This is a genomic window from Gemmobacter aquarius (genome assembly GCF_003060865.1).
GTDB lineage: Bacteria > Pseudomonadota > Alphaproteobacteria > Rhodobacterales > Rhodobacteraceae > Paragemmobacter > Paragemmobacter aquarius.
On the sequence record NZ_CP028918.1, the window covers coordinates 571,723 to 590,807 of the forward strand.

Consider the following 19,085-nt stretch of genomic DNA (forward strand, 5'->3'; position numbering starts at 1 on the left):
CTGCTATCCATGCACAGTTTGTGCTGCAGACGCTGAATGCACGCCGAAGCTAAGGTTGAAAACAGGCCGTAGTGGCCATCATTCCATCACACAGCCGGTTTGGGTCACGGTTGGTAGAACACTTCGACCCTGTAGCTGCCTTCCCGCACCAAAGTATCGCCGATAACAACAGGCGCACCGGAACCGCCCGGCTTGGGCAGCAGGCGATCTACGGGAACGCCAAGCTTAACAAGCTGTCCCACCACTGAATTCGTACGCAGAGCGTCGATGTTCTTCGTTTCGGCCTCGTCTGAAAATCCGGCGATCACGAATTTTTTGTCCGGATGCGACATCGCCTGCTTCGCGATGGCTTCGACCACAGGTTCGCTGGCCTGAAGCACCGCCGAGTTCTTTTCGAAGAAAATCATATACCGATCAGGTGCCTGATCAGTCGGAGACTGCGCCGCACAAGCAGACAGGACCAACGCTACGGCGATCAACGCGCGTGGACGCGAACTCAGGAATTTTCGCAAGGCATCGGAAAAAAACATGTTAGTCCCTCAACACGATGCAGCCACGTGCTTCGATTGCTGCAAGCACGGCTTGCGGTGCATTCGTGGACACCATCACGCTGCAGGATGGCGACTTGCTAGACAGGGTGGTTTCCGGCTTTGCCGGCTTTGCAGGCTTGGCATCGGCAACCTCGATATCCGGAAGGCCTGCACGCTCGAGCGGACCTTTCAGAAAGGGGTCGTCCCGCATGGTTTCGATCGATACGCGCAGGAGCAGTTTCGCTTCTTCCGGCGGCATGTGCTGCGAGGCGCCGATCAGGGTCTGGACCCAGTTGCGCCGCTGGCAGCTTTCGTCGATTTCGGAGCGACCCGCACCAACTGCGATACCGGCCATCGAAGTTGAAGCCCCGTAGGACGCGCCTGTGCACGGACCACCGGCAAACGAAGGCATGCCAGGCGGTGGTGGACGCTGCTCGCCTCCGGAAAAGTCGAATATGTTGCCGCCTGAAATTGACTGCGCACCAGCATCGGACTGAGACGGCGTACTGATCACCGCGGAATTCGTGGTTGACTGGGTTTGGGTCGGGAATTCTTGTGCAACACCAATACCCTGACTGGCTATCGTCACAAAAAGAGCCGTGGCGACGAGATATTTCATTGTTCTTCTCCAACTTAACCCAACCCCGGTTGGGGATGGGCGATTTTTTGACGCCTTGCACCACGGTCAAGTGGTGCAAGGCGGGACAAGTTTTGATCGATTACTCGGGGGTACCCGGCATGAAGAACGAGATCTTGCGATCCACACCGCCGCCAGCGATTGCCGTACGGTCTGCCGTCTGGAACATGCTCATCCCGTTACCTTCCAGATCGCCGGTAAGCACGAGATCGGTGTCGCCCACGTCACGCGAGAAAAGGAAATCGGCGCCATTTTTATTCGCCGAAGCCCGAACGGTTTGATTGACCGTCACGTTGTCAATCCGCAGATCGGTTCCGGTGATGCCGCTGATTTCACCGTCATAGGACACGCGCGAAATCAAGCCATCCGAATCCATCTGACCGGCAATGTGTGCCGTGGTTTCAGACGTTGCACCCACGATCGGGACCACGGTCGGCTCGTTGTAGTCCGAGTAGCCGAGTTCGTTGAGGCTAAGGCTGGTTTTGTTCGAAGACGAGGCGTCGATGTAACCGAGCGTTTCGCCAAGACCGCGCGCACTTGCGTTGCCTTTGGTTGTCATGTCGGCGGTCACCGATCCTGTGCTGACGTAATCCAGCTCCGGGGTCAGAGCGTAGCTCACAGTCAATGCGCCGCCAAGAAGATCGCCTGCATCGACAGTGGTAAGATCCAGATTGCCAGCGCCATTGATCAGCTGTCCGGCTGCGGGAGTTCCCATCATAAAGTCGTTATCGCCACCGGAAGAAACAGTAACGGTGCCCTGTGCCTGGTTGTCCGACGACCTGCCCTGGTTCCAGTAATGCGCATACCAGCCACGTGCCGCATCTGGCGTAGCGCTGGTGACGAGTGCAAGCGTAGCGTTGTCGGACCAGCCAACGGTGCCAACCGAAGAATTCACTTCGAGGCTACCGGCCAGTTGGGACGGCAGCGTTTGTGCCATTGCCTGGCCTGCAGCAAAAACCATCAAGAACGAAGCTGTCGTTGCAGCACCGAGTTTCATGTTAAGAATCATCATTACCTCCATTATACGGTATCGTTTTTTTTATTTTAAGTTCCTATGAAATGTCAAACGTATCTCTAGCTTTGTTTTATATGATAATTATTGGCTTAATTGGCATTAGATAGTATTGGGCATCCTTAGTTAGCATTATTGGTTCTTTCGCGCCACATCCGCATTCAGATAGCAGCGGTTTGGCGCGGATTCGGCGGTCCGTAGCACGGCGATAATGCACACAAGCCAAGCCCAGAGGTGAGCAAGGATTCGGCTGCAGGCGTTCAGGATGGCAAAGACCGCGTCGCCGATGGCGCCTTTCATGGGGCATCGGGACAGGCGGTGATCGGTTATCATCGCGCCGATTTCGGCCTCGATTGCGCTTCGTCTGCGAAGGTCGATGATCGCTTTGACGGACACCCGGAAATCCCCCGGCACCGGAGCGATGCCCTGCTTCATGGGCCATGCCCTGATGGAGAACCGCTCGGGCCGGATCGTGCAGGGCGACCACACGCAGGCCGAACGATGACAGCCAACACCCTATCCGCGCCAAAGTCCGCGAAACCAAACCAAGCCGGCGGCGCCAAAGGAACACCGTTCCGCGCCGCCGACTTGTTCAGTAGCCTGCAAAAGCCAATAAAGGCTGGCCGACGATTGTTATCGCGCGAGAACGATCAGTGCCACAGCGGCGGTAAACAGGAGAACCTGACCGACAAGAAGCTTACGATCCATCACACGTGCCGCTGCAACAGCAAGATCGCCACTAAGCTCGGTGCGCGATGTCCAGATTGCTCGAAGCAGCGTCAGCACGATCATGGCATATGCCACTGCGTATATCTTGTCGATCAGCACCAGATACCCGACCTCGGGCAGTCCGTCCGAATACGACTGCTGCAAGAATACAGCTGTCAGCAAACCAGTCGCTGGCAGAGCGGTCCGGACTTCTACGAGCTTGGGATCGAGCACAAGCACCATCCATGATGCCATCAAGAGGATGACCAAAGGCAACATGAGCTTCCAGATAAAGAAGTTCACCGGCCGTGCAATTTCCAGATCGAAGCGCAGGGTGGAATACACGGATGCACTGCCAGCTTTCTCGGCGCCGAAGAAGCTACCATAGTCGTGCTGCAGCTGATGTGACGACCAGTTGCTGATCTGCCAGCCAGGAATTGCCAGCATGTGACCGTATCCGCTGCCTTCTGTGTCCATGACATACACAAGCTGGTCTGCGCCATGGGTGCTGTCTTCGAGATAGACAGACAATTTCTGGCGGTCCAACGGGTAATCAGCGAGGACGAAGGGCTGCATGAACCGCCCTTCGACCTTGAGCAGCTTGTATTGATGGCCGTCCGGAAGCAGCATTGGCTCTTCGTTCAGCGGGGTGACTATCGCGCCCCATTCCTCGACGAGGTTGGTGATTTCCATGGTCGCAGTGGGATCAATGTCGCCCTTCCATTTGAACCACAGATAGGCGTCCAGATAGTAGGTCGAGCTGGCTACTTCCAGCTGGTACACAGTGTTCACATACATGCCCACGTTCACGACCTCGGCTGTCGCAGCGGGCGTTTCGAGTACAGAAATCGTACCGGATGCTTCAGCTTGTGCATTGGCCGAAACCGTCGTGCTCGCCAAACTTGTTGCGATCGTTCCAAGACAAAGAGCTAGCAAGGATAGTAGTCGCCATAGGGTCGTCATCGGGTTGTTCCTTTTATTCTCTTTTCATGCAAATTCACCCGGTTGGCTGGCCTTGGACAAACGTCGATACGTTAAAGACACAAGGGCGCAAAGACCGTCCAGTCTGCAGCTTTCACAGAAAGGCAGAAGCCAACTTATTGTAATTTATTTCAAGACACGCTTTAGATGGGTCGCCCCCAGACCAAAGATAAAAGGCCGGGTCCGCACGGGCAGGCTTATCGCGTCTGCAGCCCCGTCCTTGCAGCGCGGCCAAGCGACGCCTTCTTCGCTAACTTTGAGGCAAGGAGGCCGGAAGAAGCATGCGACAGAATGTGCCATGTGGTGCTGACATACAAAATATACATTTTGCAATGTTGAAACCAGCATCAACGAACGCTGTGGTAAAATCCCTGTTTTGCACGTCAGGCGATGATCTCATCATAATGTATAACACTCAGTATGCCGGTTTCGACCATCGGGTCGCAAGCCTCGTAGGTCATGTCGACAACAATTTTGGTGCCATAGCTACGAAACACTGCAAGCCATTTGTGCCGGAAGGCTGTGTCTAAATCGAGCTGTACGTGCCTGTCACTTACCGCCGAAATCAACGCAACTTCGCCACGTCGCACAGATCGCACAAAAGCGTCGTCATGCATGAATTGACTTGCTTCGCCAACCAGCCGTTCCACCAGCTTCACGTCCATCAGTTTCGAGAAGTCTGGCCAAGCAGCCATCAAGCCACTCGAGGCCGTTAGCAGCTTTACGCCGTCGAGTTCGAACGATGCCCGGATCGCTCCTTGCTGTTGGATTGCCAGGTTATCCACGCGAAAACGCTCATCAGCCGTTGCTGTCATGATATCGACCAGACGCCCGACAAGACGACGATGGGGGATATCACGTCCGTTTTCCCAGTGAGAGACCGCTGATTGCGATACACCAAGAACGGCGGCCAAGCTTTCTTGCTTGACACCGTTGGCCTTACGCCAGTCGCGTACCAAAACTCCAATGTTTTGCGCTAGCAACCAAAACCCCCGCAGGGGTATATTTATAGTTGGCTGCGCCAAGGAAGCCATTGTTCAAAAGAGCGAAAGAAAGTCTTTAGAATGGGTTGAAATCGTTTAGAAGCTTCGGGAAGGGCGCCTAAAAGTGGCGCCCTTCGATATCAGGTTACTGTGCGGTCAGGCGCAGAACCGCGATGTTCTTGCTGCCATCCGTCGCCGTGGTCGTGCCCGCAACGACAATCAGCTTGTCGCCCTGAACGACCACCGCTTGCGCCATGTCGTCACCATCCCCGAGAGAGATGTTCACGATGCCGTTTTCGGTGCCGTCATCGGCGGTGCCGAACGCCTGATCTAGGTCGCCATTGGCTTCATAGCGGGCCACAGCGATATTGGTGCTGTCGCCTTCCTGATGATACCCGGCCACAACCAGCTTGCCGTCATTCTGGATCGCCAGACCGGTCGCATAGTCGTTGCCTTCGCCAAGCGAGGTGGAAACGAAACCGTTCGGGGTGCCATCTTCAGCAACCCCGAAGCCGTCGTCCGGTGTGCCATCTGCATTCAAGCGGGCCAGCACAAAATTGCTGGAACCGTCAGCCGAAACGCTGTCACCTGCAACGACGACTTTGCCGTCAGCTTGCAGCGCGATGTCCCGAGCAACGTCATCACCTTCGCCCAGCGAAATATTCACGAAGCCCTCAGGGGTGCCATCGTCGCCCGAAGCGCCGAACGTTGGATCGGGCACACCTGCGGCATCATAGCGTGCCACGATGATGTTGCTCGATCCATCGTCGGCAACCCGATTGCCCGCAACGACGATCTTTCCATCTGCCTGCAGCACCAGCGAATTTGCTTTGTCATCGCCATTGCCGAGCGAGGTGGCAACGAAACCGTTGGGCGTTCCATCTTCGGATTGGCCGAAACCTTCGTCCACGCTGCCGTCAGCATTCAGTCGCGCTACGATAATGTTGGACGAGCCATCAGCGGCAACACTGTCACCCACCACGACGATCTTGCCATCTGCCTGCAGTGCAACATCACGGGCCACATCATTCCCGTCGCCCAGCGAAATGTTGACGATGCCGTTTTCAGTGCCGTCGTCTGCGGTACCAAAGCCTTGGTCCAAAGTGCCGTCAGCATTCACTCGCAGGACGACGATATTGGTCGATGCACCTTCTTCATGGTAGCCAGCAACGACAACTTTGCCGTCGGCCTGTTGGGCAACGGCGGTACCGAAGTCATTGCCTTCGCCCAGCGAAATGTTCACCACGCCGTTCGGGGTGCCATCATCTTCGCCCACTCCAAAGCCCGCATCGAACGAGCCGTCAGTGGTGTAGCGGACCAGCACGATGTCATTGCTTTCGCCGTTGTGCCGGTTGCCGACGACAACGACATGGCCGTCAGCATCAACGGACAAGTCTTCTGCCATGTCGTCGCCATTGCCGAGCGACGTGGACACAACGCCTGCCGGAGTGCCGTCGTCTTCGCCCGCGCCGAAGGAAGCATCCAGCATTCCCGCGCCTTCAGCAGCCCATGCGATGCCTGCCAGCAGCGCAACGGTAGAAACGGTTGCGAGGCCCAGTGCGCCCTTTGATTTTACGTTCATGTTCATTCGAATTCCTCTTGGCGAATTTGATCGTTGACCAACAGAAACCATAGCTGCGCACCGGAACGCCTCATGGCACTCCGGTATGAAACCAGACGCTTGGCTGTTGGGATCACACCTAGGATAGCAGTGTGCGCGGGCGCGGAGCAAAAGGAGAAATATTAGCTGCCATCGACATCCATATTTCGGGAAAGATAAATTTTCTAATATTTTTCAAGTGATTGTGCGGAAGCCAGAGAGAGTTTTCTTTGCTTTGATATTTGGCCCCGGATAGACCGAGGTAGGTTCTGCTCGACCTGTGACGTTGCCCCCGACTTTTATCCAGCATGAGCGAGACTCCGGGTTTTGATGATCCGACCCCCGACTTTGGGCCGCCCGAAGGCAGAGTTTTCCGGCTTCGCTCAGGGTGACGGGCTGGTGACGCCCCCTGATTTCGTCAGCATGATCGGGACCTTGTTGCCGATCGCGCCGTGTGGCCGTTCCTCGTTGTAGTATCTGCGCCAAGCCTCCAACTTTTCGGCAGCGTCCGCAAGGGTGAGGAACCAATGCTGGTTCAGACATTCCGCCCGGAAGCGTCCATTAAAGGCTTCGATGAAGGCATTGTCCGTCGGCTTGCCGGGCCGGGAGAAGTCGAGGACCACCCCGCGCTGGTAAGCCCAGAGGTCCATGTCTCGCGAGACGAACTCGCTGCCTTGGTCGACGCGGATCGTCTTCGGGTAACCCGGCGTGCGGCACACCCGGTCGAGGGTCGTCACGCCATCTTCTCCGCGGTAGCTGTAGCGAACGTCCAGCACGGGGACGTGAGCCGCGAGAAGGTGTCGACCACGGTCAGAACCCGCAGCTTCTTGCCCGTCGCCAGTTGGTCGTGAACGAAGTCCATTGCCCAGACATCGTTGGGCCCGATGGCCACTGCGCGGTCATCGCGCAACTTCGCCTTCACCCGCCGCTTGGGCGTCTTGTGCCGCAGCTGCATGCCCAACTCCTTATAAATGCGATAGACTTTCTTGACGTTGATGCCCCAGCCTTCACGGTCCAGCAGAACGTGAACGCGCCGGTAACCATACCTCACGCGCGTCTCGCAGATCTCCTTGATCCGCTTGGCCACAGCAGCCTGATCGGTGCGGCGGGATTGGTAGTGGAACGTCGAACGGTCAAACCCGATGGCCCCACAAGCCTGCCGGATCGACACCGCCCAATCGCTGCACATCCCGCGAACGAGTTCGCGCATCCGACCAGGCTTCAAAGCTTTCGGCGGATCTTGCGGGCCTACAAACGATCCCCCGGATCGTTTGCTATACGGCCCTCACCTGTAACATCTCGCGATCAAGCGTCAGGTCCGCCACGATCTTCTTCAGCCGCGCATTCTCGTCCTCGAGTTGCTTGAGCCGCTTCATCTCGGTCGGCAGCAGACCGGCATACTTCTTCTTCCAGTTGAAGTAGGTCGCCTGGCTAATCCCCGCCTTCCGGCAGATCTCCGCAACCGGCGTCCCGTCTTCGCCCTGCTTGATGATGAACGCGCATCTCGCGCGTCCGAAAAATTACTCGCCTTCATCCGATTCCGCTCCTCTCCCAGCCAGGAAAGCGTAGCCGAAAACTCCAGCTTCAAACGGTCCAGTTTGCCGGGATCAGATCACGTCGTTCTATTACGCGCCGCAGGGCGAGACCGCGATGAACCTCGACCTGATGTTGAAGGTCGACAAGCAGTTCCTGGACACGCCGTTTTACGGTGTTCGGCAGATGACATGGCACCTGCAGAACGAGGGCCATGCCGTGAATGAAAAGCGCATCCGGCGGCTGATGCGCCTTATGCGATTGATGCCAATCTACCAGAAACCCAATACCAGCAAGCCCGCGAAGGGACACAAGACCTACCCCTATCTTCTGGGCGGGCTGCGGATCGACAGGCCCAACCAGGTCTGGTGTGCGGACATCACCTACCTGCCGATGCGCAAAGGCTTTCTCTATCTGGTGGCCGTCATGGACTGGTTCACCCGGAAGGTACTGGCCTGGCGCATCTCCAACACGCTGGAGGCAGAGTTCTGCCTTGAGGCTTTGAACGAGGCGATCCTCAAGTTCGGCCCGCCAGAGATCATGAACACCGACCAAGGCAGCCAGTTCACGTCCTTCGACTGGACCGACCGGCTGAAGCGGGCAAAGACGAAAATCTCCATGGACGGCAAAGCGCGATATCTGGACAACATCTTCATCGAGCGCCTTTGGCGGTCCCTGAAGTATGAATGCGTCTATCTGCACGCCTGGGAAACCGGTTCTCAAGCCAAGGCTGGCGTGGGACGCTGGATCACCTTTTACAACCACCAGCGGCCCCATGCCGCCCATGGCGGTCAACCGCCCGCCGTGGTCTACTTCAACGCAACCCAAACCGATCAGCAGGTCCAGGCAGTAGTATCCGTTGTCAGCAAGAGCTATTTGGCGTCCAGTTTCGTTTGTCGCGCAGAAGCGCGTTGGCGAGGACGATTAGCTTTCGCATGATCGCGGTGATGGCGATTTTCGCGGCCTTCCCGCTGGCAATCGGCTTCTGGTATTTTTCCCTTAGTGGTGCGTTGTAGCGCGTGGCGACAAGGGCGGGCATGTAGAGGGACCTTCGCAGACCGGCCCGCCCGCCCTGGATGTGCGCATGCCCCTTCCATTTACCTGACTGCTGGGTGATGGGCGCGAGGCCCGCCAAAGCTGCCGCCTGTCTGGCGTCCAACTGGCCGAGTTCCGGCATCTCGATCAGCATGGCACAGGCCGCGATCTCGCCGATGCCCGGAATGCTGGTCAGGATGTCAAAACGTTGCGATAATGCTTCGTCCGCCCTGACAGCTTCGAGAATGGCAGCGTCGATTTCGGCCAGATGCGCCTCCACCTGACGAATGCTGAGCCGGAGCTGGTGCTTGATCAACGCAAGGTTGGCGTGCCGGAGGCGCACCGTCAGGGCAATGCGATCCTTCACCCGGCCTTGGCGGGCAACGCGTAACTCTCTCAGATCGTGCAGTATTTCGCTTTTAGGCGAAAGAGCTTGAAGATCCAGCGTCGCCCCAAGCCGCGCCAGCATTGCCGCATCGACCCAGTCCGTCTTGGCGAGGCGACCGATGGCTTCGGCAAAGCGCCGTGCCTGCCGCGGGTTCACCTTGATCATGGCAATGTTCGCCGCTGCCAGCGTCTTTTCCAAGAGCCGATGGTAAGGGCCAGTCGGCTCAAAGACGACGCGCAACGCTTCGTCCCGGCCCAACCAGCGTAGAAGTGTGGTAAGACCGGCCTTGTTACTGCCGACCTCGAGGGTCGCCTTGTCTGGCAGACGGTGAATGACGAGAGTGTCTTTTCCGATATCGATTCCGATTGTATCGTTCATTTGCCTTTTCATCCCCTGTGCTTCTTATGCGGGGCTTTCCCCCAAGTATCCGTTCAGGCCACATGAAAAGGCGGGGGTGATCTGACTACTGCACGGCCCAGCACGGCCCAGCTTAATTCGATCCAGCCCCCGCCGCTGCCCGGCATATATGCCGTGCCGGGCAGCAGCTCCCGTATCGCACGAAAGCCAAAGACTCTTCTAAGAGAAGCTTAAATCACCCCGGAAACTGTCCAAGAGTTGGGGAGTAGCTCAGAGAGCCGACTTACACACACGGCGTGGCATCCGCAGAAGCCTGCGAAACCGGCCGCTTAAGCCGACGGCGCGAACGGTGGCGACGCAGATACCCGACGCTCAAGTTGGTTACCGGCGGTCGCCGGGTGACAGATAACTGCTGGCAATTGCCGATAGCGGTATAAAGTGCGCAAGAGGTAAAGAAATCGTAAACATATTCCATGTTGTACTTGAAACTCCGCGCTTGGCGAAATACCCAGCCCCAAGTCGCCCCGTAGTAGAAGGTGATCGTATGCCCAATATTCTCTTCCGATTTTATGCACCCAATAACACCGAACCAATGACGCTCCTAAACACAGTTGAGGCCGAAGTATCGTTGCCGCGTATGCTTGTAGCCGCACTCACTGTAGGACGACCTAGCTGGGCAGCATGGCTACAGCACGGCGGATATTCAACTATGGAGTGTACATGGCGAGCCGCAATGATAATGGCCAATGTTGCAGTTTCCGAGCGCGACGATGGAACACGCGCTTTCGAAGCATCTCAAGCATTCCGGCATTTGGATCCATCGGAAGAAGGAGCCGCAACATTCTTCATTGCCGGTGCAATGACGAAGATTGTTGCGGAGTTGTTTGGCGTACCTGCTCTATACCACTTGGATACGCTGCATCATTACTCTAGCTTCATTGGCCCAACGTTGCCGCAAGTCGCTATGCTCGTCAATGCAACACGCAGACCGGACTTCATAGGCCCAAACGCTGGGATGCGCTATGGCGTGTTCGAGTCCAAAGGGCGCACTCATCATTCAAATGATCCATTGAGGGTTTCGGCGAAAGAGCAGACGGCGATGATAAATACAATTAATGGGTTAGATCCAATCTGTAGGATCGCATGTATAACAAGTTTCGGGAACAGACAGATGACTGTGGATGTTGTAGATCCAACTGATTATCACAAGGACGCATTCAGTATGAAAACTGAAAACGCTGATCTAAAAGAGCCCTTCAGGCTAACCCAGCAGTTATTCCATGAGAATGTTACGCATGAGAAAATAGTACAGCACAGCAAATTTAAGATGGTTAAACTAGAGGCGGCAGACCTCGAATTTGGTCTCCGTCAAGATATTTACGAGACACTGGAATTCGGCTCGAACACTGATATGGAAGCACAGCTTAAGAAGCGAGGCAGAAAAGAAAGTATTGTATATCCTGACTCTCTGATTTCTCGGCTCAGCGTGGTGGAGGACGGAAAGGAAGCCGTTGCATCAGACGGGCACTTTGTCCGAGTTGGCCCGAGTTGGGAACGTTGGATGCGGTCGACGGACGCTCAATCTTGAGCACTGTTTTGCTATTGCACAGGTCCGGTCGTAATTCTCATCGAACTTCTTCTCTTCTGGCCGGGATTTTCTCGTCCGTCAGGTCGATCCCAATCAGAAAGTACAGAATAGGGAACGACTTTTCATTTTTGCCTCATGCAGCAACCGCCACGCTGCATCGCCGTCAGTCCGTTCTCCGCCCCTCTGTGATTGATCGCGGCAGCGCGACAATCCTCGCATGAATTACCGAGAAGGCTGATCGCTCCTTTTGCTGCGGCGAGTATGAATGCCGGGTTCGGCAGCAGAATTTTGATGACCGACCGTCTGCAATGGGCCGCAGTTAAATAATGGGATGTCGCGCAATTTTGAAAGGGCTGTGCTGCACTAAAGCCCGTGGGAATAGGATGAGGCAGGCGGAACCAGCCGCCATCACACTAACGCTCATCGACACGGTGATCTCAATAAATTGAGCGATGTATCGTTTATAGAATCGTACGTGCTTTGTTGCTTTGTTGAAATCACAAGTCTCGGTCTTCTCTTTACGGACTTCTTTACTGTTTTTCATCATTATCTCTCCTTTAATAGATCTTCCGAGCAAGCTCAGAAAGGTTAAAAAATTGATGCAGATGAGCAGTGTGATGACAGCAATTGGAATCGAACCCGCAACTCCTCCGAAGATGTAAGTTATGGAAAATATATGAATGTACGTAGCGGATAGCAATATGTAGTCTGAAACCGTGTGCGCTTCCAGGAATCTGTACTACGGCGTGGCTACGGGGCGAGAGTCGGCTTTGGGCCGAAAGGAACGGCCTACTGGTCGTTGCAAGACGCACCAGAGAAGTGAATAAAAGCCAATCCGACTGTCAACGGTTCGGACCTGCTTGGTTCAATCATGCGGTTTCGAAGCTGCGAAGACGTCTCCAAACATGAGAAGGGCACCGCCGAAGCAGTGCCTTTCTGCAAAGATCACTTCCACTCCAAGACTGCACACACCGGGAAATGATCGCTTTGCATGTTGTGTTGCAGACGCACCAAAGAAACGTCGAAGACGGCACTGTCGTGGAAAATGTAGTCGATGTGATATTGCCACTGGCCCGATTGGGATCGACCGACGACCGTCGGTTCACGCTCGTCGCCAAGCGCAACATCGACAAAGCGGTGGTAGGCCGAGGCTAGACCCGAACGGCTCCAACCGTCGAAAATGTCTTGTCGCAGGGATGCGTTTTTCCTGCTGACTGTATGCGCGACAGAGGCATTGAAGTCGCCTGCGATGATCAACGGCAAAGCCTGGCGTTGCGCTTCGGACTGGAAGTAGCGCACGATCCGGTCCGCGCAGTCGATTAAATCCATATAGAACCCATCGCCGCGCTTTCGTTCGCCATAGGCCCAGATCGAGGCGAAGTAGAAGGGCCGCGGAGCATTCACGACTGCACCAACCGCGTTCCCCATCGGGGCTTCGGTCACGTTCGAAAACGCGTGACGAGACCCCAAAGCGATGCTTTTGGCAGGATTGGATACGGCCGGATTCGAGTAGATGTTTAAGCCGAGGTCAGGTCTTGCTTCGCATTCCTGAAGCGCGAGTGCATCGCATTCCATGGTGCGTAGAAGAAATCCGCGATCGCGCGGCGGAGCCTTGGAACGCCCCGCAGACAAGGGCGTGATCACGCCCTTGCTGTTCCATGTGCAGACCTTGATCATCGTATCGGGATTGGTCGGAATGGTGGAATTCACTGCGCGTCCTCCATCGAAGTGGCGGAAGCAAGGTCCACCGCAAATTCTTCGGCCAGATCCAAGGCGGCAACCGCTTGGTCGGCAAAACTGCCTTGTCCCATGCGGATCGGGCCGGACATGCGCGAATAGGCCGCGCGCCAACTGTCAGCCACCGGGGTTTGCGCAAAGATCGTCTGGCACAGGACGAACAGGCCCGTGAAACTGGCAGCGTGACGGGTCATCACAACTTCGTCACGGCAATTGCACAGGTCGCCGTGAAAATCTGGCGCGATGAGAAGAAGTTCTCCACCCGACCAGAACACACCAGCGCCGTAGGTCAGCGTACTGATGTGTGTAAGGGTATCAGGGCGCGTCATTGCCAACCACCGTAGGCGGCGCAACTCGGTCATTACCCAGTCATGACTTCCAAGTGTCGCCGGGGAGGATTGCTTAAAACGCGGTGCTTCCGCGCGTCCCAGTCCTTGGTGGAACCGCCAATCGCCAGACTGGATGACGGGCAGATGTTCGGTCCGTCCGGAGAAGATGTATGTCCATGCCGTGACCCGCGCACCATTCGGTCCGGCGAGGGTGATCAGACGGCGCTGGAACAGGTTCTCGTCAACGGTGCGGTGCGGCGCATACCCCTCGATCCGGTCGAGGTCTTCGATTGTCCGTCCGATATCTGCGACTGCAATGAACTCGCCTTGGATATCACCACGCGGACCGGGAACGTAGGCGGGGTACGCACCGCAGTCCACAAGCCGTCCTTTGGCAGCGGCAGGGTGGCGGACCGCATCGGCTTGCACCAGAGCGGCACGGCTTTGGCCGGATAGTAATGTGCCATAGACGAATATTCCCGCAACCGACGAAGGCGTTAAGCCGCAGGCACCTGCTGCCTCCCACAGAGCGAGCGAAGACAGGCCGTGGTCCGACAGACCGCTTGCAACGACATTCACGTAATCGGTGTGCGGCCCCACGTGGTCGCGTGCCCGAGTTGCCGTCACGCGGTAGCTGAAGGCCTGAACTTGGTTGCCGCCAGCGTCCTCTACGATGAGCGCGAAGGCCTCGTAATGTGCGGACAGAGCCTTTGCGCCCTCCTTGGCCGCCAACGCCGCGCGTTGCGCTTCCGTCAACTCGAAGAGCACGCCTTCGACGGCATGGCCCACCGCCGGACGGATGTCAGCAACCCCGCCCTGACGGCCCGCGGAGTGTTTGCCGAAAACAAGCCGATGGTCATGGGCCGTCGCCCCGCCGACGGGCTCCAATGGTCCACAAGCGTGGCGGTTGTCGTCGCACCATTTTTCCCAGTCTTTGGCGTTTAGGTTCGAGCCGTATGCGAAGTAGGGCAGACTTTGAAAATAGGTCAAAACGTCACTCATCAATGTGTTTCCTGTACCTGCACATCGACCACCGATGCGCCATGAACAGGGCTTAGCGCAGATCGATTCTTACATTCTCTTACCAAGCTTTTGGGGCTGCACTTTTTTCCAGTAAGCCAACATGAGTGAGCGGAGTTGCGAAGCGGAGGTTGACCGCGCCAATCGTGCCCTCGACAGGGTTCGCGCCCTCCAACTGCTCTGCGGCAAGCGCTGTGATCTTGTCGCGAAAACCACTTAGATGCTTATTCAGCCTGTTCTCGTTCGAACCAAGTTGTGTCCCGACTGAATGGCCTCGTTCGACGGACATGGCTTGCCGCAAGGCGTCCTCATCATGTTCCGAAAGGCAAAGGGTCGCGGCCAAGGTGGCGTCCATGCCTTTCAAATTTGTGCCCGAGAATTTGACGGTGGGATACACAAGCCACTCGAACTGGATGACAGGTTTTATCCGCTTTACGCTTTCCTCATAAAATAGGCGTGCCAACGGCTCTGTCATCCAGATCATCGGAACCCCGCGGATCAGGACAGTCCATTTGCCCCGCGGGGTCGCTTCGGAAACAAAATCCGGATCGATCCTGCCGGCGAACGGCAGACCGAGCAGGTAGCCTGTCTGTTCGATCAAGTTCGCAGTGACGCGCTGCGTAACGGCCCGACGGCCGGCCTCCTCTCCTCGCTCCTCGGGGCGGCGAGCTAGGTCCAAGGCTTTCTCAAAGCTGCCTTTGATGTCGGCATCGCTAACAGCCGCAGGCTCAAGTAGCCGCAGTCGATGCAGGGCGGCCACACGAAGCAAATGAGGTCGCGATCCGAAAGCCGGCTGCCCGCACGGTTCATCCAGCAACGCCAGCACACGGGCGAAATCCGAACTGTCACGCGCATCCCGCATCATGACATGCGCCAATCGATAGGCGCATAGTTCGGGAAAAGGCGAGGTCAGGCGTATCGGGATCGTCGCGAGGCGATACAGTTCCTCCAACTGTTTACGTACATGCGACCAGTCGGGCGAAAGCAGCGATTTCTCGGCAACGACCGCCTCGAGTTCCTTATACAATGTATCGATAGAGAAAGGCTCTACCATATCCGTGGCAACGAAATCGTTCATTCTCGTCTTTTCACTCACACCGAACCTGAAACGCCTGCGTGGTCCAGCATCTGAGGGTATGCGGGCCAACCGTCAATTGTTTCGCACATGCTTGCGTGTTTCGCGTGATGGCGGGCACTGATTTCAGATGATGGCGGGCACCCGTTTCGCGCGATGACGGGCAGCTATTTCACGCGATCGCGGGCAGCGATTTCGCGTCATCGCGGGCAGGCCTGGTCGGCAAAGAGAGGATAGAGCTGCGCTCCTTGAAGAGAGGGGGGCAGGATGCCGACGGGACGACTGAACATGCGGCGGATACGCGATGTTTTACGATTGAAGTTTGGCCAGGGCCTGAGCGAGCGGCAGGTTGCCGCCTCTCTGGGGCTGAGCAAGACAAGCGTTGGAACTTACCTGCACCGGGCGCGGCAGGCGGGTCTGACCTGGCCTTTGCCACAGGGTCTCGACGATGACGGGCTGGAGCTTTTGCTGTTTCCCGCAGCGCCAACCGTGCCCGCCCCCGAGCGGCCGTTTCCGGATTGGATCAGCATCGACCGAGAGCTGCGCCGTCCCGGGGTGACCCGGATGCTGCTGTGGGAAGAATACCGTGCGGCCCATCCGGCAGGCTTTGGCTACACATGGTTCTGCACCCATTTCGACGCCTGGAAAGGGCGGGTTCGCCCGACGATGCGGCAGACCCATGTTGGCGGCGAGAAGGTCTTCGTCGACTTTGCCGGCGACACGATCGACGTCATAGACCCGGCAAGCGGTGAAGTGCAGCCCATGAAGCTGTTCGTCGCCGCGATGGGCGCATCGAACTACACCTATGCCGAAGCGGTCGCCTCGGAGGGCCTTGAAGACTGGATCGGTGCCCATGTGAGGCTGTTCACCTTCTTGGGTGGCGTGCCCAAGGTGGTCGTGCCCGACAACCTGAAGTCGGCCGTGCTGAAGCCGGACCGCTACGATCCCGGACTGAACCGGACCTATGCCGAGATGGCGGAGCATTATGGCACGGCGATCCTGCCAGCCCGGCCTCGCAAGCCCCGCGACAAGGCAAAAGTCGAGGTTGCGGTGCAGGTGGCGCAACGCTGGATCCTGGCGCGGCTGCGCAACCGGCGCTTCTTCTCTCTGGCGGAGCTGAATGCCGCGATCCGGCAGTTGTTGGATGAGTTGAACATGCGGGTCATGCGCGGCTACGGCGCCAGCCGGGCCGATCTCTTCGCGACGCTCGATCGGCCGCATCTCCAGCCGTTGCCGCAGGCCGCTTATACCTTCGCGCGATGGAAACGCGCCCGAGTGGCGTTGGACTATCATGTCGAGGTGGACAGTTCCTGGTATTCCGTGCCCTTCGGCCTGATCCGGGAAGAGGTGGATGTTCGCATCAGTGGCGACATCGTGGAGATCTTCCATAAAGGTCAGAGGGTTGCCAGCCACCTCCGCTGCCCCGGACGCCGCAGCCATGTGACGCTGCCCGATCATATGCCCTCGGCCCATCGGCGGCACGCCGAATGGACCCCGGCCCGGATGCTGGCGCAGGCCGCCAAGCTGGGACCGTCGGTCACCGCCTTTTGCGAGGCGGTCATGACCGCCAGGCCACATCCCGAGCAGGGCTTTCGAACCTGTCTCGGGGTTCTGGCCCTGGCCAAAAGCTACGACGCCACGCGCCTGGATGCCGCCTGTCGGCGCGGCCTGACCATCCAGACCCGATCTGTCGCCTCGATCAGGTCGATCCTGAAGAACGGGCTCGACCGGGCCTTCCTTGAGGACCGACCCGAAGACCGCCCCCTGCACCACGCCAATATCCGTGGGCAGGGTTATTACCACTGAGAAGGAGAAGACTGATGTTGACCCACCCCACTTCCGAGCGCCTCACCGCGCTCGGCCTGGCCGGAATGGCACGCGCGCTGGATGAGCAGCGCCGTGCCGGCCCCACCTATGAAGCACTCGGCTTCGAGGAGCGTCTCGGCCTTCTGGTCGATCGCGAGGCCGCCGAGCGCGACACCAAACGCCTGACCGCCCGCCTGAAGTTCGCGGCCCTCCGGCAGACCGCCAGCGTCGAGGATCTCGACCTGCGCACACCGCGTGGCCTCGACCGCGCCGTCATGGCGCATCTGATCGACGGGGGTGGACCCTTCGGCATGAGAACCTGCTGATCACCGGCCAGACCGGCCTCGGCAAAAGTTGGATCGCCTGTGCCCTCGGTCACAAAGCCTGCCGTGACGGACGCAGCGTCGTCTACCACCGCGTCCCGCGCCTCTTCGAGGCCCTCGCCCTGGCCAGAGGAGACGGGCGTCACGCCCGCATGCTCAAAGCCATCGCCAAACTGGACGTGCTGATCCTCGATGACTGGGGTCTGGCCATCCTCGCCCCATCGGAGCGACGCGATCTGCTGGAAATCCTCGAAGATCGCCACGGCCGTGGTTCTACCATCGTCACGAGCCAACTCCCGGTTGAGCACTGGCATGAAGCCATTGGAGATCCCACCCTGGCTGACGCCATCCTGGACCGCCTCGTCCACAACGCTCATCGCCTTCAGCTCTCAGGCGAAAGCATGCGCCGAAAAGTCACGAAACCCCTTGACCTCGGCCATCAGGCCTGACTCCATGAAGCCGTCGATCAGCCTGCCCGCGACCGCGAAATGGCTGCCCGCGATGCCGTGAAACAAGCGCCCGCGATCGCGCGAAATCACTGCCCCAATCGCGCGAAATCCGCACATGCTTGATCGCCCCTAGCCTGATCCGACGGATATGAAGCCAAAGATATGCTCTCCAGACCGAGGCGCAGGCTACAAGTTAAAGGCCGATGCGTGAGCATCGGCCTTTATCCGTTACCAGTTTTCGAATGCAATATGTACCGAAAGAGTACGTCGACCGATCAACCCATGTATCCATAGCGGGGCTCCTTTGTGTTGATTGAAAACGTGGGGCTTTTGGGCCCACACCCGACCTGAGTTCGGTCCGGGTCAGGCAGAGACCGGTTTGTTCAGCCGCGTCAGAATGCTGCTGTCACCGGAAGGCCACATCCCCACGCGACGAGTTCGCGAGCCTTCGGGTCGTCGCAATCGAGAGCACGATGTTCTCCGAATTGGAGAATAGCGAAGAGAGCCGTCTCAAACGGAATGCGCATGCCGACGTAGACCGTCCGGGCCTTGTCATGGCCTGCCAGATCGATGATCGAACCGCTGATTGGCTCGCAGTTCCACGCATTTGGAAGCAGTTCGTCGCTTCTCTCCGGCAAGATCCAGCCTTCCCAATACTCGACGCAATGCAGGTGCGCTGCATAGAGGGGATGGACGAAGTGCCGGTACCTTTCGAAATGCTCAGTCGTGGGCACGCTCGGTCCGGAGGCGCACCGTCCGAATGCGCTCACCGTCCGTCCGGCCCAAGTCTGACCGACCGGACCAGAAAGAAAGGCTTCGATCCGAACAAGATCTTTTTCGGAAAACTGGCCAGAACGTGCAGCTTGGGCCACAGCAGGTATGGCGCTTAGGAACAACTGCGTCTGGATTTCTGTGTACATTCTCACGCCCCTTTCTCTGTGCTGAACGGGAATTGGGATCGTCCGTCGCGGGGCGGAAGCGGTTTGTTGTGGGT

The 19,085-nt window shown here is 57.5% G+C and carries 14 protein-coding genes and 4 pseudogenes; 4 read left to right on the forward strand and 14 right to left on the reverse strand.

The genetic code is table 11. The features are described from left to right. Positions 1-104: 104 nt before the first annotated feature. From HYN69_RS02790 to HYN69_RS02825, 8 genes and pseudogenes are all read right to left on the reverse strand, one after another. Positions 105-530, reverse strand: coding sequence for an OmpA family protein (locus tag HYN69_RS02790; RefSeq protein ID WP_108434401.1), 426 nt, complete (start codon positions 528-530; stop codon positions 105-107). Position 531: 1 nt separating this feature from the next. Next, entirely contained in the window at positions 532-1,149 is a 618-nt protein-coding gene (locus HYN69_RS20440; RefSeq protein ID WP_159082334.1) for a hypothetical protein, read from the reverse strand. 100 nt (positions 1,150-1,249) lie between these two features. Continuing rightward, a complete protein-coding gene (locus tag HYN69_RS02800) occupies positions 1,250-2,179 on the reverse strand; it encodes a hypothetical protein (protein ID WP_159082335.1) in 930 nt (309 codons plus the stop codon). Positions 2,180-2,311: 132 nt separating this feature from the next. Then, a pseudogene (locus tag HYN69_RS21125) lies at positions 2,312-2,551 on the reverse strand (hypothetical protein); the annotation flags it as partial. Positions 2,552-2,812: 261 nt separating this feature from the next. After that, positions 2,813-3,850, reverse strand: a complete 1,038-nt coding sequence (locus HYN69_RS02810) for a ligand-gated ion channel (RefSeq protein WP_159082336.1) — start codon at positions 3,848-3,850, stop codon at positions 2,813-2,815. 401 nt (positions 3,851-4,251) lie between these two features. Further along, entirely contained in the window at positions 4,252-4,827 is a 576-nt protein-coding gene (locus HYN69_RS02815; RefSeq protein WP_159082337.1) for a helix-turn-helix domain-containing protein, read from the reverse strand. A gap of 169 nt (positions 4,828-4,996) precedes the next feature. After that, positions 4,997-6,439: a hypothetical protein gene (locus HYN69_RS02820; RefSeq protein WP_108434407.1), complete on the reverse strand. Its 1,443-nt coding sequence runs from the start codon at positions 6,437-6,439 to the stop codon at positions 4,997-4,999. A 395-nt stretch (positions 6,440-6,834) separates the two neighbouring features. After that, positions 6,835-7,985: pseudogene (locus HYN69_RS02825) on the reverse strand (IS3 family transposase). An 83-nt stretch (positions 7,986-8,068) separates the two neighbouring features. Between HYN69_RS02825 and HYN69_RS02830 the strand changes: the two are divergent. Continuing rightward, positions 8,069-8,923 (forward strand): annotated as a pseudogene (locus HYN69_RS02830) (IS3 family transposase); the annotation flags it as partial. Here the strand turns inward: HYN69_RS02830 and HYN69_RS02835 are convergent. Further along, complete coding sequence (locus HYN69_RS02835) at positions 8,847-9,785, reverse strand: IS110 family transposase (protein WP_108437001.1); 939 nt, start codon at positions 9,783-9,785, stop codon at positions 8,847-8,849. The pseudogene HYN69_RS02830 and the gene HYN69_RS02835 sit on opposite strands and share 77 nt — an antisense overlap. 523 nt (positions 9,786-10,308) lie before the next feature. On the opposite strand from HYN69_RS02835, the gene HYN69_RS02840 reads away from it, so the two are divergent. Continuing rightward, complete coding sequence (locus HYN69_RS02840; RefSeq protein WP_159082338.1) at positions 10,309-11,352, forward strand: hypothetical protein; 1,044 nt, start codon at positions 10,309-10,311, stop codon at positions 11,350-11,352. Between the two features lie 319 nt (positions 11,353-11,671). Here HYN69_RS02840 and HYN69_RS02845 read toward each other — a convergent pair whose 3' ends face one another. The 4 genes from HYN69_RS02845 to HYN69_RS02860 form a co-directional block, all read right to left on the reverse strand. Then, entirely contained in the window at positions 11,672-11,899 is a 228-nt protein-coding gene (locus HYN69_RS02845; protein WP_108434410.1) for a hypothetical protein, read from the reverse strand. Positions 11,900-12,297: 398 nt separating this feature from the next. Then, positions 12,298-13,062, reverse strand: a complete 765-nt coding sequence (locus HYN69_RS02850; RefSeq protein ID WP_108434411.1) for an endonuclease/exonuclease/phosphatase family protein — start codon at positions 13,060-13,062, stop codon at positions 12,298-12,300. Next, a complete protein-coding gene (locus tag HYN69_RS02855) occupies positions 13,059-14,420 on the reverse strand; it encodes a gamma-glutamylcyclotransferase (RefSeq protein WP_108434412.1) in 1,362 nt (453 codons plus the stop codon). Before HYN69_RS02855 ends, HYN69_RS02850 begins: the two co-directional genes overlap by 4 nt. 79 nt (positions 14,421-14,499) lie before the next feature. Next, positions 14,500-15,516, reverse strand: coding sequence for a hypothetical protein (locus tag HYN69_RS02860; protein WP_108434413.1), 1,017 nt, complete (start codon positions 15,514-15,516; stop codon positions 14,500-14,502). 264 nt (positions 15,517-15,780) lie between these two features. Between HYN69_RS02860 and istA the strand changes: the two genes are divergently transcribed. Next, positions 15,781-17,319: an IS21 family transposase gene (istA, locus tag HYN69_RS02865; protein ID WP_108434414.1), complete on the forward strand. Its 1,539-nt coding sequence runs from the start codon at positions 15,781-15,783 to the stop codon at positions 17,317-17,319. Positions 17,320-17,333: 14 nt separating this feature from the next. Continuing rightward, positions 17,334-18,091: pseudogene (istB, locus tag HYN69_RS02870) on the forward strand (IS21-like element helper ATPase IstB). Between the two features lie 392 nt (positions 18,092-18,483). Here istB and HYN69_RS02875 read toward each other — a convergent pair. Further along, a complete protein-coding gene (locus HYN69_RS02875; protein WP_108434415.1) occupies positions 18,484-19,011 on the reverse strand; it encodes a hypothetical protein in 528 nt (175 codons plus the stop codon). Positions 19,012-19,085 lie beyond the last annotated feature (74 nt).

Coding starts and splice junctions, on each gene's coding strand:
- HYN69_RS02820 (WP_108434407.1), bottom strand. CDS start 6,439: ATGAACATGAACGTAAAATCAAAGGGCGCACTGGGCCTCGCAACCGTT.
- HYN69_RS02855 (WP_108434412.1), bottom strand. CDS start 14,420: ATGAGTGACGTTTTGACCTATTTTCAAAGTCTGCCCTACTTCGCATAC.
- HYN69_RS02810 (WP_159082336.1), bottom strand. CDS start 3,850: ATGACGACCCTATGGCGACTACTATCCTTGCTAGCTCTTTGTCTTGGA.
- istA (WP_108434414.1), top strand. CDS start 15,781: ATGCCGACGGGACGACTGAACATGCGGCGGATACGCGATGTTTTACGA.
- HYN69_RS20440 (WP_159082334.1), bottom strand. CDS start 1,149: ATGAAATATCTCGTCGCCACGGCTCTTTTTGTGACGATAGCCAGTCAG.
- HYN69_RS02840 (WP_159082338.1), top strand. CDS start 10,309: ATGCCCAATATTCTCTTCCGATTTTATGCACCCAATAACACCGAACCA.
- HYN69_RS02800 (WP_159082335.1), bottom strand. CDS start 2,179: ATGATGATTCTTAACATGAAACTCGGTGCTGCAACGACAGCTTCGTTC.
- HYN69_RS02835 (WP_108437001.1), bottom strand. CDS start 9,785: ATGAACGATACAATCGGAATCGATATCGGAAAAGACACTCTCGTCATT.
- HYN69_RS02860 (WP_108434413.1), bottom strand. CDS start 15,516: ATGAACGATTTCGTTGCCACGGATATGGTAGAGCCTTTCTCTATCGAT.
- HYN69_RS02790 (WP_108434401.1), bottom strand. CDS start 530: ATGTTTTTTTCCGATGCCTTGCGAAAATTCCTGAGTTCGCGTCCACGC.
- HYN69_RS02845 (WP_108434410.1), bottom strand. CDS start 11,899: ATGATGAAAAACAGTAAAGAAGTCCGTAAAGAGAAGACCGAGACTTGT.
- HYN69_RS02875 (WP_108434415.1), bottom strand. CDS start 19,011: ATGTACACAGAAATCCAGACGCAGTTGTTCCTAAGCGCCATACCTGCT.